The following is a 12,935-nucleotide window of genomic DNA, read 5'->3' as shown; positions in this document are numbered from 1 at the left end:
GGTTAACCCTGCATATGGGCGGCGCCAAAGGCCCCCGGCAGCAAGTCGCCCATGGTGGTCTGCTGTTCCTTGCCCGCCACGGTCGCCATGGTCACGGATACATCCCCGCCTGAGAATTCCGCCAGTTTCTGGCGGCAGCCGCCGCAAGGCGTCACCGGCATATCGCTGCCCGCCACGACATAGACCTCGGCGATCTCACGCTCGCCCGCCGCGACCATGGCGGCAATCGCGCCCGCCTCGGCGCAGGTGCCCTGCGGGTAGGCGACGTTTTCGACATTGCAGCCACTGAACACCGCGCCCGAGGCGGTGCGGATCGCCGCGCCGACCTTGAAATTCGAATAGGGCGCATGGGCGTTTTCCCGCACCAATACAGCCGCGTCGCGCAAATCAGTCATTAGGCTCTCCCTTTTCTCGGACTATAGAAAATTGCCCCGCCCTGTGCGATGCAAAACCACATGTCCTCTCAATCGCCTCTTAAAGCCCGCGCAAAATGACCTGCAAGGGCGACGCTGGGGCAAAGCCATCCGGCGCCCAGACCGCCCCCGCCAAAAGCCGCTTTGCTTGCGCGCGAAAATTAGTTTAACGCTAAACCATTATTCGGGAGAAGCATAAACGATGTCCGACACCCCCAACCTGCGCCAAGCTGCATTGGATTACCACGAACACCCCCGGCCCGGAAAACTGGAGATCCGCGCGACCAAACCGCTGGCCAATGGCCGCGATCTGGCGCGGGCCTATTCACCGGGCGTGGCCGAGGCCTGCATTGAGATCAAGAACGATCCCGACACCGCCGCGCGCTATACCTCGCGCGGCAATCTGGTGGCCGTGGTCAGCAATGGCACGGCAGTGCTGGGGCTGGGCAATATTGGCGCGTTGGCCTCGAAACCGGTGATGGAGGGCAAGGCGGTGCTCTTCAAGAAATTCGCCAATATCGACTGCTTTGACATCGAGCTTGATCAATCCGACCCCGAAAAACTAGCCGAAATCGTCTGCGCGATGGAGCCGAGCTTTGGCGCGATCAACCTCGAAGACATCAAGGCCCCGGATTGTTTCGTGGTCGAGAAGATCTGCCGCGAGCGCATGAACATCCCCGTTTTCCATGATGACCAGCACGGCACCGCCATCGTCGTCGGCGCCGCCGCCAAGAACGCGCTGCATGTGGCGGGCAAACGTTTCGAGGACATCAAGATCGTCTCCACCGGGGGCGGGGCTGCGGGCATCGCCTGCCTCAACATGCTGCTGAAACTCGGCGTGAAGCGCGAGAACGTCTGGCTCTGCGACATCAACGGGCTGGTCTATGAGGGCCGGACCGAGGATATGAACCCCAGCAAAGCCGAATATGCACAGAAATCCGACCTGCGCACGTTGGATGATGTGATCGACGGGGCCGACCTCTTCCTCGGCCTCTCCGGCCCCGGCGTGCTCTCGCCCGAGATGGTGGCGAAGATGGCCAAACGCCCGATCATCTTCGCGCTGGCGAACCCCACGCCGGAAATCCTGCCCGAGGTGGCCCGCGCCGTGGCACCGGATGCGATCATCGCCACAGGGCGCAGCGATTTTCCCAATCAGGTCAACAACGTGCTCTGCTTCCCCTTCATCTTCCGGGGTGCGCTGGACGTGGGTGCGACCACGATCAACGACGAGATGAAGATCGCCTGTATCGACGGCATCGCCGCCCTCGCCCGCGCCACCACGAGCGCGGAGGCGGCAGCGGCCTATCAAGGCGAACAGCTGACTTTTGGCGCGGAATATCTGATCCCAAAACCCTTCGATCCGCGCCTCATCGGCGTCGTCTCCTCCGCCGTGGCCAAGGCCGCGATGGAGACGGGCGTGGCGGCGCGGCCCATCGAAGACCTCGACGCCTATAAACGCAAACTCGACGGATCGGTCTTCAAATCGGCGCTCATCATGCGCCCGGTCTTCGAATCCGCCCGCTCCTCCCCCCGCCGTCTGGTCTTTGCCGAGGGGGAGGACGAACGCGTGCTGCGCGCCGCGCAAGCGATCATCGAAGAAACGGTGGAACGGCCCATTCTGATTGGCCGCCCCGAGGTGATCGAACGGCGCATCGAAAAGGCGGGTCTGAACCTGCAACTGGGCCAAAACGTCGATCTGGTGAACCCCGAGAATGACCCCCGCTACCGCGATTACTGGGAGACCTATCACAGCCTGATGTGCCGCCGCGGCGTCAGCCCCGACATCGCGCGGGCGATCATGCGCACCAACACCACCGCCATTGGCGCGGTCATGGTGCATCGTGGTGAGGCCGACAGCCTGATCTGCGGCACCTTTGGCGAGTTTGGCTGGCACCTCAATTACGTCAACCAAGTGCTGGGCCGCGACGGTTTCCGCCCGCATGGCGCGCTGTCGATGATGATCCTCGAAGACGGGCCGCTTTTTATCGCGGATACCCAAGTGAACCTGCACCCCACCCCCGAACAGATCGCCGAGATCGCCATCGGGGCCGCGCGCCACGTCCGGCGTTTTGGGATCGAGCCGAAGGTGGCGCTTTGCTCGCAAAGCCAGTTCGGCAATCAGGGCGAAGGATCGGGCAAACGTCTGCGCGCGGCGCTGGAAATCCTCGACGCGGGCAACCATGATTTCGTCTACGAAGGTGAGATGAACATCGACACCGCGCTTGATGCCGAACTGCGCGCGCGGCTGCCGCCCTGCAACCGGATGGAAGGGGCCGCCAATGTGCTGGTCTTCGCCCATGCCGATGCTGCCTCGGGCGTGCGCAACATCCTGAAAATGAAGGGCGACGGGCTTGAGGTCGGGCCGATCCTGATGGGCATGGGCAACCGCGCGCATATCGTGTCGCCATCGATCACCGCGCGCGGGCTGCTGAACGTGGGCGCCATCGCGGGCACGCCGGTCGCGCATTACGGCTAAGACAAGACAAGGCGCCGCCCTCAAGGGGCGGCGCAAAGCCGTTTAGAACCGCCAAGTAAAGGCGCGGCTGACGCCAATGCGCATGGTCCATTGATCCTCTGACCCGGCCTGCGTGATCGGGCTGTCGGCGGCGTCATTCAGCAGACGCTGATAGGCCACGGCCCCCTCCAGCGCCCATGCTTCATCCAGACGGTAGGTCGCCTCGATCTCGACGCCCGCGCCCAGAAGACCGCCACCGGCCTCATAGGCGGCGAGGTTCGTGGCCCCGGTGTCGACCCCGTAATAGGTGTCGGCATAGGTGTCATTCCCAAGGCTGAAACGCGGGCCTGCGGTGATGGTCCAGCGCTCATCGGGGCGGAAGATCACGTCCGCCCCTATGTCGCCCGTCACGCCTTCATGGCCGCCAAAGCCACGGCGCACCTTGCCGAAGACCTGCCAGTTCACCTCGCGGTAGACCATGCCAAAGCCCAGTTCGACCGCCGCGTCGATATCCTCAAGCCCTGCCAGTTCGGAATGATCGGAACTGTCACGTTCGCCCAGATAGCGGAACGCGCCGGTGAAGCCGAAACCGGTCTTGGGCGCTTCGCCGATGTTGGTGCCGATCTTGCGCCCGCCCCATTCCAGCGAACCGAAGGTAAAGGCCAAATCCGGCGTCGCGCGATAGCTACTGGCGCCCGGATAATCCGGCGCCGCCCCGACACCGCCGCGCAGGGCGAAGTTGATGCTACGGTCCTGCGCCGCCGCAGGCAGCGCGGCAACAATGGCAAGGCAGGATGCAAGAGGCAAAGAAAGGGCGAGACGCATAATGGCAGGCTCCGGAAAAACAGTGAATTTCCGCCCAATCTAGCATGACGCGGCGCGACTGACAGGAACAATAGCGTTCCGCTTGCCGAAATCTTTCTAAGCAGCCAGAGTGACTGGAAATAATTGCGCGACAGTGCACCTATACCCGGCCCGCGGGTTTGCCGGACAGCGCAACAGGAGGAGGAACACCATGGGATATCGCGACACCTACGACCGCTGGAAGGCCGCCCCGGAAGCCTATTGGCTAGAGCAAGCCGAGGCGATCGACTGGGACATCGCGCCGACGCGTGCGCTGTTTGACCGGGGCGACCATATCTATGAATGGTTCGCGGATGCCAGTGTGAACACCTGCTACAACGCCGTCGACCGCCATGTCGACCAAGGCAACGGCAAACGCGTGGCGATCATCCATGACAGCCCGATCACCGGCAGCAAATCCACCCTGACCTATGGGGAGTTGCAGGCCCATGTCGCCTCGCTCGCCGGGGCGCTGGTGGCCCAAGGCGTGGAAAAGGGCGACCGCGTGGTGATCTATATGCCGATGGTCCCCGAAGCGGTGGAGGCGATGCTGGCCTGCGCGCGCATCGGCGCGATCCATTCCGTGGTCTTCGGCGGCTTCGCCTCAAGCGAATTGGCGGTGCGGATCGACGATTGCAAACCCAAGGCGATCATCGCCGCCTCCTGCGGGGTGGAGCCGTCGCGGGTGGTGGATTACAAACCGCTGCTTGACGGAGCCATCGAACAGGCCAGCCACAAGCCCGACACCTGCATCATCCTGCAGCGCGGCCAGAAACCCTGTGAGTTGAACCCCGAGCGGGACATCGATTGGTACGCCGCCCAAGACGGCGTGCGCCCGGCGCCCTGCGTGCCTGTGGAGGGGAACCACCCGGCCTATATCCTCTACACATCCGGCACCACCGGCGCACCCAAGGGCGTGGTGCGGCCCACGGCGGGGCATCTGGTGGCGCTGAACTGGACCATGAAAAACGTCTATAACGTCGAACCGGGAGAGGTCTTTTGGGCCGCCTCGGACGTGGGCTGGGTCGTGGGCCACAGTTATATCTGCTATGCCCCGCTGATCGCCGGGAACACCACCGTCGTGTTCGAAGGCAAGCCCGTGGGCACGCCCGATGCCGGCACCTTCTGGCGGGTGATCGAGGAACATGGCGTGGCGAGCTTCTTTACCGCCCCCACCGCCATCCGCGCCGTGAAACGCGAAGACCCCGAGGGCGAAGAGATCAAGAAATACGACCTGTCGAGCCTGCGTGCGCTCTATCTCGCGGGGGAGCGGGCGGATCCCGATACCGTCGAATGGGCGCAGGAGAAACTGGGCAAGCCGGTCTACGATCACTGGTGGCAGACCGAGACCGGCTATACCATCGTCGGCAACCCGGCGGGGCTTGAGGCGCTGCCGGTCAAGGTCGGCTCCCCTACCGTGCCGATGCCGGGCTATGACGTGCAGATCTTGGATGAGCGCGGCGACCCCCTGCCCGCCGGAGAGTTGGGCGCCATCGCCATCAAGCTGCCCCTGCCCCCCGGCACCCTGCCGGGGCTCTGGAACGCCGAAGACCGTTTTCGCAAATCCTACCTCAGCACTTTCCCCGGCTATTACGAGACGGGCGATGCGGGCCGGATCGACGAGGACGGCTATGTCTGGATCATGGCGCGCACCGATGACGTGATCAACGTCGCGGGCCACCGCCTGTCGACCGGCGCGATGGAAGAGGTCTTGGCCGGGCACCCCGATGTGGCGGAATGCGCCGTAGTGGGGGTCAGCGATGAGCTTAAAGGACAGATGCCGGTCGGGTTTCTCTGCCTGACCAAGGGTGTCGACCGCCCGCATGAGGAAATCGTCGCCGAATGTGTGACCCGGATGCGCGAGCAGATCGGCCCCGTCGCCGCCTTCAAACAGGCCGTGGTGGTCGACCGCCTGCCCAAGACCCGCTCGGGCAAGATCCTGCGCGCGACGATGGTGAAGATCGCCGATGGGGAGGATTTCAAGACCCCCGCCACCATCGACGACCCGGCGATCTTGGACGAAATCCGCACGGCGCTGAAGGGCATCGGCTACCCGCAGGGCTAACCAAAAATCACCTGGCGGTGGACCTTTGCCTGTCCGGCGCTACAGTTACCCCCACAGAAACGCGCGCGCAGCCCAGCCCGCGCGTTTTTTACAATTGCGTTGCTTGCGCAAAATATGCGAAGCGCCCCCGGAAATGCCCCCCGGCGGGGCCAACCACGACAGCACATTCAGTGGGTCTTTTCCCTCCCGGAGCTTGCCTTCCGGCCGCGCAGAAAGGTTTTCGACGTGCAGACACCCTATTACCTGATCGACAAGGCCAATCTCCGCGACAATATGGAAAAGATCGCCCGCCTCCGCGCGCTTTCCGGTGCGCGCTGCCTGCTGGCGCTGAAGTGCTTCGCCACATGGTCGGTCTTTGACTTCATGTCCGAGTATATGGACGGCTCGACCTCCTCGTCGCTTTACGAAGTGCGGCTCGGGGCCGAGAAATTCCCCGGTGAGACCCATGCCTATTCGGTGGCCTATGCCGAGCATGAGATCGACGAGGTGCTGGGCCATGCCGACAAGATCATCTTCAACTCCATCGGCCAGCTCGACAAGTTCGATGCGCAATCCTCAGGTCATGTGCGCGGGCTGCGCGTGAACCCCGGCGTCTCCACTTCGGACTTTGATCTCGCCGACCCCGCCCGCCCCTTCAGCCGTCTGGGCGAGCATGATCCGGCAGCGATCGATGCGGTCGCCGACCGGATCAGCGGGTTGATGTTCCACAACAATTGCGAGAACGACGACTTCGCCCGTTTTGATGAGATGCTGACCCTGATCGAAGACCGCTTCGGCGCGGTGCTGCACAAGATGGATTGGATCAGCCTTGGCGGCGGTATTCATTTCACCGGCGAGGGCTATCCGCTCGACGATCTGGCCCTGCGCCTCAAAGCCTTTGCCGACCGGTTCGGCGTGCAGGTCTATTTGGAGCCCGGGGAGGCCGCGATTACCGGGGCGGCGACGCTGGAGGTCACCGTGCTCGACACGATGTACAACGGCAAGAACCTCGCCATCGTCGACAGTTCCATCGAGGCGCATATGCTCGACCTGCTGATCTACCGCGAGCCTGCGAAGGTCATTCCCGACAGCGGTGACCACGAATGGATGATCTGCGGAAAATCCTGCCTTGCGGGCGATATCTTTGGCGAGTTTCGCTTCGACGCGCCGCTGAAGGCGGGCGACCGGCTCTCGTTTCAGGACGCCGCCGGTTACACGATGGTCAAGAAAAACTGGTTCAACGGCGTGAAGATGCCCGGCATCGCGGTGCGCGAGTTGGACGGAACCACCCGAATGGTGCGCGATTTCGACTATGACGATTTCGCCGCCGCCCTGTCGTGACAAGGAAAGAGGTCAACACTATGAAACGCAATGTTCTTATCATCGGCGCGGGCGGCGTCGCACAGGTTGTGGCGCATAAATGCGCGCAGAATAATGACCGTTTGGGTGACTTGCATATCGCCAGCCGCACCCTCTCCAAATGCGAGGCGATCATCGCCAGCGTGCATGAGAAAAGCGCGATGAAGCAGGATGGCGTCTTCAAGGCGCATGCCGTTGACGGGATGGACACCGATGCCGTGGCCGCCCTGATCAAGGAGACCGGCTGCCAAATCGTCATCAACGTGGGCTCGCCTTTCGTGAACATGACCGTGCTTCAAGCCTGCATCGACACCGGTGCTGCCTATATCGACACGGCGATCCACGAAGACCCGACCAAAATTTGCGAGACCCCGCCGTGGTACGGCAACTACGAGTGGAAGCGCCGCGAGGCCTGCGCCGAAGCGGGGGTGACCGCGATCCTCGGCGCCGGTTTCGATCCCGGCATGGTCAACGCCTTCGCACGTTTCGCCGTGGATGAATTCATGGATGAGGTCAAATCCATCGACATCGTCGACATCAACGCGGGCAACCACGGCAAGTATTTCTCGACCAACTTTGACCCCGAAATCAACTTCCGCGAGTTCACCGGCACGGTCTACAGCTGGCAGGAAGGCGCGTGGCAAGAGAACAAGATGTTCGAAGTGGGCCGCGAATGGGACCTGCCCGTGGTCGGCAAGCAAAAGGCCTATCTGTCGGGCCATGACGAGGTGCATTCGCTGTCTGCGAACTACCCGCAGGCTGACGTGCGCTTCTGGATGGGCTTTGGCGATCATTACATCAACGTCTTCACCGTGCTGCAAAACCTCGGCCTGCTCTCCGAACAGCCGGTCACCACTGCCGAGGGGCTTGAGGTCGTGCCGCTGAAAGTGGTGAAAGCCGTGCTGCCCGACCCGTCGAGCCTTGCCCCCAACTACACCGGCAAGACCTGCATCGGTGACTTGGTGAAAGGCGTGAAGGGCGGCGAAGAGGTCGAGGTCTTTGTCTATAACGTCGCCGATCACAAGGACGCCTATAACGAAGTGGGCAGCCAAGGCATTTCCTACACCGCGGGCGTGCCGCCGGTGGCCTTTGCGATGCTGATCGCCGATGGCACCTATGACACCGCCACCATGGTCAATGTCGAAGAGTTGGACCCCAAGCCCCTCTTCGGTCTGCTCGACGACATCGGCCTGCCCACTCGCGTCAAAGACGACAAGGGTGACCGCGCGTGGCACGAGGCCTGAGCCTCTCTTGAAACGCAAAAGGCGACCCTCAAAGGGTCGCCTTTTCTAATTCTGCCGACGAAACTTAGTATTTCGCGGCGAAGTCATCAACTTGACGCTCGGCCTCGTCTTTGGCGATGCCATAGCGTTCTTGGATCTTGCCAACGAGTTGCTCGCGATTGCCACGGGCTTCGGCGATTTCGTCATCGGTCAGATCGCCCCATTGCGATTTTACCGCGCCGGTCATCTGGTTCCAATTGCCTTCGATACGGTCCCAATTCATCTTAGGTCTCCTTTCTTCGGCTGTTAAGACGCGGGAGGATCCCGCTCTTGCAGGCTCAACGCTGGCGCGAAGTCTGGGTTCCGGCGAGCGCGAGGTGCGGCGGAAAGGCGCCGCCCTTCCCGGTCAGTTGAACTGTTCCGAGATCAACCGCTCTTCCAGCCCATGACCGGGATCGAAGAGGATCCGGTGGCTGACGCTGGGGTCCGAGGAAACTTCAACCGTCGTGACATCGCGGTGCGACTGGCCGTCGGCATCGGCCATCACGGGGCGTTTTTGCGGTTCTTGCACATCGAAACGCACCGTGGCCCGTTTCGGCAGCAAAGCCCCACGCCAGCGGCGCGGGCGGAAGGCGGCAATCGGGGTCAAAGCCAAAACGTCAGAACCGATGGGCAGGATCGGCCCATGGGCCGAGTAGTTATAGGCGGTGGAGCCCGCAGGCGTCGCCACCAGCGCCCCGTCGCAGACCAGTTCCTCCATCCGCTGACGCCCGTCTATCGTGATGCGCAGCTTGGCCGCCTGCGGCCCCGCGCGCAGCAAAGACACCTCGTTGATCGCCAGCGCGGTCGAAATCGTCCCGTCGATATGGGTGGCGCGCATGACCAGAGGGTTGATCACCGCCTCTTCCGCCGCCGCCAACCGTGCTTGCAGGTCGCCCTCTCGGTAGGCGTTCATCAAAAAGCCGATGGTGCCCCGGTTCATCCCATAGACCGGCGCGTCCATGTCTTGGGTGCTGTGCAGCGTGTGCAGCATGAACCCGTCGCCCCCAAGCGCCACGATCACCTCGGCTTGACGCAGTGGCACATCGCCATACCGCCCGATCAAAGCGGCCCGCGCCGTCTGTGCCACGCTGGCCCGGCTGGCCACAAAAGCGATCTTTAAGGACATGTCAGCAGGCTCATTCCGGCGAAGTTTCCGATCATCGGCGTTTGGGGCCAAAACAATCACATTATTCCGTGCGCCACCAGTGTTGACGCACATATCTTGCAACCTGTCGGTTTACAGCCTTCACCTCAGGCCGGGTTTCCGATAGGCAACACGCGAAACCAGCTCCAATGAGGATCCCCTGATGTCCGATTTCTTCACCAAATCTCTCGCTGATTCCGACCCCGCCCTCGCCGCTGCGATCGATGCCGAACTGGGCCGCCAGCGCGACGAGATCGAGTTGATCGCCAGCGAGAACATCGTTTCGGCTGCGGTGCTTGAGGCGCAGGGCAGCATCATGACCAACAAATACGCCGAAGGCTATCCGGGGCGCCGCTACTATGGCGGGTGCGAGCATGTGGACGTGGCCGAGAACCTTGCCATCGAACGCGCCTGCGCGCTGTTCGATTGCCAGTTCGCCAATGTGCAGCCGAACTCCGGCAGCCAAGCGAACCAAGGTGTCTTCACCGCGCTTTTGCAACCCGGCGACACCATTCTGGGGATGAGCCTTGATGCCGGCGGCCACCTGACCCACGGGGCCAAGCCGAACCAGTCGGGCAAATGGTTCAACGCCGTGCAATACGGTGTGCGCAAACAGGACAACCTGCTGGACTACGACCAAGTCGCTGAATTGGCGGCTGAGCATCAGCCCAAGATGATCATCGCCGGTGGCTCTGCCATCCCGCGTCAGATCGACTTTGCCAAGATGCGCGAGATTGCCGATAGCGTGGGTGCCTATCTGCTCGTCGACATGGCGCATTTCGCGGGGCTCGTGGCAGCGTGTGAGCATCCCTCCCCCTTCCCCCATGCGCATGTGGCGACGACCACGACCCACAAGACCCTGCGCGGCCCGCGCGGCGGCATGATCCTGACCAATGACGAGGCGATCTCGAAAAAGATCAACTCGGCCATCTTCCCCGGCATTCAGGGCGGCCCCTTGATGCATGTGATCGCGGCCAAGGCCGTGGCCTTTGGCGAAGCGCAGCAGCCTGAGTTCAAAGCCTATGCCAAACAGGTCATCGCCAATGCGCAGGCGCTGTCGGATCAGTTGATCAAAGGCGGCCTCGACACCGTGACCCACGGCACCGACACCCATGTTGTGCTGGTCGATCTGCGCCCGAAAGGCGTGAAAGGCAACGACACGGAGAAGGCTCTGGGTCGCGCGCATATCACCTGCAACAAGAACGGCGTGCCGTTTGATCCGGAAAAGCCGATGGTGACGAGCGGCATCCGTCTCGGCTCCCCCGCGGGCACGACACGCGGCTTTGGTGAGGCCGAGTTCCGCCAGATCGCCGATTGGATCATCGAAGTGGTCGATGGGCTGGCGGCCAATGGTGCCGATGGCAATGCCGAGGTCGAGGCCAAGGTGAAAGCCGAAGTCGAAGCGCTGTGCCAGCGTTTCCCGATGTATCCGAACCTGTAAGCTCTCTGGCCCTCGCAGCGATGCGGGGGCCACTTTACCCTCCGGCCGGGCGGCGCCCGTCCGCGGGTGGGCATCGCAACCTGCGTTCCTACCGCTTTATTTCTCAACCATGATCTGCGGCCAAGGTGATGTGCCCGGCAGCAAAAGCGCCCGCCCAGGGGGCGGTCGGGCGCTGCCCGGCGGCGCAAAGCGCCTTGATTCCGGGCGATCATCGCCAGACAGCCCCCTTGCCGATCCCCCCTCCCCGCGCCACATTCTCTCGCAAAGGAGAACCGCATGATCATTCATCCCAAGGGCAGCCGCCCCTCTGAACCCGGCCCTGACGATTACTTCACCGGAGAGGTCGAGATGACGCAGCTGATCTCGGCCCCCGCCCCCGCCCGCCTGCGCGGGGTGACGGTAACCTTTCAGCCCGGCGCGCGCACCGCGTGGCATGTCCACCCTCTGGGCCAGACCCTGATCGTTACCGAAGGCACAGGCCGCGCCCAGACCGAAGGCAGCCCGGTGCAAACGTTGAACAAGGGCGATGTCGTCTGGTTCGGCCCCGGAGAGAAACACTGGCACGGCGCCGCGCCCGACAGCGCCATGACCCATATCGCCCTGCAAGAGGCACAGGTCGGTGAGGCGGTCGAATGGATGGAAAAGGTAACGGACGCGGATTACGACCCGGCCTGAGCCCTTGGGCGCGGCGGCTTACACGTAGCCGCGCCACCAAAGCCAGATCACGAAGCCCACGATGACCACAAGGATGTTGAAGGCAACCCCGGCCAAACGGTCAAGGATGATGCCGCGCCGCCGGGCTTTGGGGTCGATCTCTTTCAAATGCGCTGCAACCCGGTTGAAGGCGGCCCAAACCGGGGCATCTTCCAACTGACGGGCAATGTGGGGATTGCCGACCAAATGCTCGGTCTTGCTGAGCAACACCCCGTCACCACGAATGCCGCGTGGCAGTTCTGGTCCGGCGCGGTGAAACGCTTCGCGTAGGTCACGGGCCTTGATGCGCAGACGGTCCTCGAACAGGGGGCGCAGCGCCTCGGCGCGGGTGTTGAAATTTTGCCGGTCAATCATGCGCGCATCTAATCGCTCTGGTCCCCGGGCTGCAATGCCCGTAATTTGCCCGCATGTTGAATTACACCGAATATGGCGAAGCCGCCGCCGACCGCCCGACCCTGCTGATCGTCCATGGCCTCTATGGCTCTGGCCGCAACTGGGGCGTGATCGCCAAGCGTCTTGCGGACGAGCGTCATGTCGTCACCGTCGACATGCGCAACCACGGCAGCAGCCCGCATCACGACACCCATAGCTACCCCGAAATGGCGCAGGATCTGGCCGAGGTGATTGAGCAGCTCGGCGGCCCGGTGGATATCTGCGGCCACTCCATGGGCGGCAAGGCGGTGATGATGCTGGCGCTGACCCGGCCCAAGCTGCTGCGCCGCGTGATCGTCGCCGACATCGCGCCCGTCACCTATGGCCACACGCAGCAAATGTTCATCGACGCCATGCGCGGCGTGGACCTAACCGGGGTCGAGCGCCGCTCGGACGCCGAGGCGCAGCTGGCCTCAGCCGGGGTCGAGCGTGCGTTGCAAAGTTTCTTCACCCAATCGCTCGACCTGCCCGGCAAACGCTGGCGGTTGAACCTTGACGCGCTTGAGGCGGAGATGCCCAAGATCGTCGGCTGGCCCGAGGATATGACCGGCCAGTTCACGGGACCAACCCTGTTCCTGTCGGGCGGTGCCTCGGATTATGTCCAACCCGAACATCGCGAGCCGATCAAGGCGCTTTTCCCGCAGGCCCGTTTTGCCAAAATCCCCGGCGCGGGGCATTGGCTGCACGCGGAAAAACCGCGCGAGTTCGAGGCGACGCTGCGCATCTTCCTCAATACCGAAGGGTCCGACCAGCCAAGCTGATCCTTTCAGCAGCCCCCTAAGGCCCCCCGGATCGTTGCCCTTGAGGGGGTAAAGCCACAGCGCC

At 62.9% G+C, this 12,935-nt stretch carries 12 protein-coding genes; 7 read left to right on the top strand and 5 right to left on the bottom strand.

From position 1 onward, the window contains the following. Positions 1–2: 2 nt before the first annotated feature. Positions 3–395, bottom strand: a complete 393-nt coding sequence (locus ACGYK9_RS10780) for a cytidine deaminase (protein WP_067267269.1) — start codon at positions 393–395, stop codon at positions 3–5. 220 nt (positions 396–615) lie between these two features. On the opposite strand from ACGYK9_RS10780, the gene ACGYK9_RS10775 reads away from it, so the two are divergent. Next, on the top strand, positions 616–2,889 hold the full coding sequence (locus ACGYK9_RS10775; protein WP_394410342.1) for an NADP-dependent malic enzyme: 2,274 nt from the start codon (positions 616–618) through the stop codon (positions 2,887–2,889). Positions 2,890–2,931: 42 nt separating this feature from the next. Here ACGYK9_RS10775 and ACGYK9_RS10770 read toward each other — a convergent pair whose 3' ends face one another. Continuing rightward, positions 2,932–3,693: a MipA/OmpV family protein gene (locus tag ACGYK9_RS10770; RefSeq protein WP_394422508.1), complete on the bottom strand. Its 762-nt coding sequence runs from the start codon at positions 3,691–3,693 to the stop codon at positions 2,932–2,934. A gap of 190 nt (positions 3,694–3,883) precedes the next feature. Here ACGYK9_RS10770 and ACGYK9_RS10765 point away from each other — a divergent pair, with 190 nt between their 5' ends. From ACGYK9_RS10765 to ACGYK9_RS10755, 3 genes are all read left to right on the top strand, one after another. Then, entirely contained in the window at positions 3,884–5,776 is a 1,893-nt protein-coding gene (locus ACGYK9_RS10765) for a propionyl-CoA synthetase (protein WP_394410348.1), read from the top strand. Between the two features lie 225 nt (positions 5,777–6,001). After that, a complete protein-coding gene (locus ACGYK9_RS10760) occupies positions 6,002–7,096 on the top strand; it encodes a carboxynorspermidine decarboxylase (RefSeq protein WP_394410351.1) in 1,095 nt (364 codons plus the stop codon). A 20-nt stretch (positions 7,097–7,116) separates the two neighbouring features. Further along, the gene (locus ACGYK9_RS10755; RefSeq protein WP_394410354.1) at positions 7,117–8,358 is read left to right on the top strand and encodes a saccharopine dehydrogenase family protein; all 1,242 of its coding nucleotides are present in this window, start codon (positions 7,117–7,119) and stop codon (positions 8,356–8,358) included. 64 nt (positions 8,359–8,422) lie between these two features. On the opposite strand, the gene ACGYK9_RS10750 is transcribed toward ACGYK9_RS10755, so the two are convergent. Further along, positions 8,423–8,620, bottom strand: coding sequence for a CsbD family protein (locus ACGYK9_RS10750; protein ID WP_067267282.1), 198 nt, complete (start codon positions 8,618–8,620; stop codon positions 8,423–8,425). 123 nt (positions 8,621–8,743) lie between these two features. Then, positions 8,744–9,505 (bottom strand): NAD kinase, encoded by a 762-nt coding sequence (locus ACGYK9_RS10745; RefSeq protein ID WP_067267283.1) that lies wholly within the window; start codon positions 9,503–9,505, stop codon positions 8,744–8,746. Between the two features lie 181 nt (positions 9,506–9,686). On the opposite strand from ACGYK9_RS10745, the gene glyA reads away from it, so the two are divergent. Both glyA and ACGYK9_RS10735 read left to right on the top strand, forming a co-directional pair. Beyond that, positions 9,687–10,964, top strand: coding sequence for a serine hydroxymethyltransferase (gene glyA, locus ACGYK9_RS10740; RefSeq protein ID WP_394410357.1), 1,278 nt, complete (start codon positions 9,687–9,689; stop codon positions 10,962–10,964). Between the two features lie 276 nt (positions 10,965–11,240). Further along, positions 11,241–11,639: a cupin domain-containing protein gene (locus tag ACGYK9_RS10735; protein ID WP_394410360.1), complete on the top strand. Its 399-nt coding sequence runs from the start codon at positions 11,241–11,243 to the stop codon at positions 11,637–11,639. Positions 11,640–11,657: 18 nt separating this feature from the next. Here the strand turns inward: ACGYK9_RS10735 and ACGYK9_RS10730 are convergent, their stop codons facing one another. Then, complete coding sequence (locus ACGYK9_RS10730; RefSeq protein ID WP_394410363.1) at positions 11,658–12,032, bottom strand: hypothetical protein; 375 nt, start codon at positions 12,030–12,032, stop codon at positions 11,658–11,660. Positions 12,033–12,085: 53 nt separating this feature from the next. On the opposite strand from ACGYK9_RS10730, the gene ACGYK9_RS10725 reads away from it, so the two are divergent. Next, the gene (locus ACGYK9_RS10725; protein WP_394410366.1) at positions 12,086–12,871 is read left to right on the top strand and encodes an alpha/beta fold hydrolase; all 786 of its coding nucleotides are present in this window, start codon (positions 12,086–12,088) and stop codon (positions 12,869–12,871) included. Positions 12,872–12,935 lie beyond the last annotated feature (64 nt).

Source organism: Sulfitobacter sp. 1A15258 (genome assembly GCF_043557045.1).
Lineage (GTDB): Bacteria > Pseudomonadota > Alphaproteobacteria > Rhodobacterales > Rhodobacteraceae > Sulfitobacter > Sulfitobacter faviae.
This window is presented reverse-complemented; position numbering and strand designations above follow the sequence as displayed.

What these genes read in the sequence shown, in the direction of transcription:
- ACGYK9_RS10780 (WP_067267269.1), bottom strand. Translation starts at nt 395, where the DNA reads ATGACTGATTTGCGCGACGCGGCTGTATTGGTGCGGGAAAACGCCCAT.
- ACGYK9_RS10775 (WP_394410342.1), top strand. Translation starts at nt 616, where the DNA reads ATGTCCGACACCCCCAACCTGCGCCAAGCTGCATTGGATTACCACGAA.
- ACGYK9_RS10770 (WP_394422508.1), bottom strand. Translation starts at nt 3,693, where the DNA reads ATGCGTCTCGCCCTTTCTTTGCCTCTTGCATCCTGCCTTGCCATTGTT.
- ACGYK9_RS10765 (WP_394410348.1), top strand. Translation starts at nt 3,884, where the DNA reads ATGGGATATCGCGACACCTACGACCGCTGGAAGGCCGCCCCGGAAGCC.
- ACGYK9_RS10755 (WP_394410354.1), top strand. Translation starts at nt 7,117, where the DNA reads ATGAAACGCAATGTTCTTATCATCGGCGCGGGCGGCGTCGCACAGGTT.
- ACGYK9_RS10750 (WP_067267282.1), bottom strand. Translation starts at nt 8,620, where the DNA reads ATGAATTGGGACCGTATCGAAGGCAATTGGAACCAGATGACCGGCGCG.
- ACGYK9_RS10745 (WP_067267283.1), bottom strand. Translation starts at nt 9,505, where the DNA reads ATGTCCTTAAAGATCGCTTTTGTGGCCAGCCGGGCCAGCGTGGCACAG.
- glyA (WP_394410357.1), top strand. Translation starts at nt 9,687, where the DNA reads ATGTCCGATTTCTTCACCAAATCTCTCGCTGATTCCGACCCCGCCCTC.
- ACGYK9_RS10735 (WP_394410360.1), top strand. Translation starts at nt 11,241, where the DNA reads ATGATCATTCATCCCAAGGGCAGCCGCCCCTCTGAACCCGGCCCTGAC.
- ACGYK9_RS10730 (WP_394410363.1), bottom strand. Translation starts at nt 12,032, where the DNA reads ATGATTGACCGGCAAAATTTCAACACCCGCGCCGAGGCGCTGCGCCCC.
- ACGYK9_RS10725 (WP_394410366.1), top strand. Translation starts at nt 12,086, where the DNA reads ATGTTGAATTACACCGAATATGGCGAAGCCGCCGCCGACCGCCCGACC.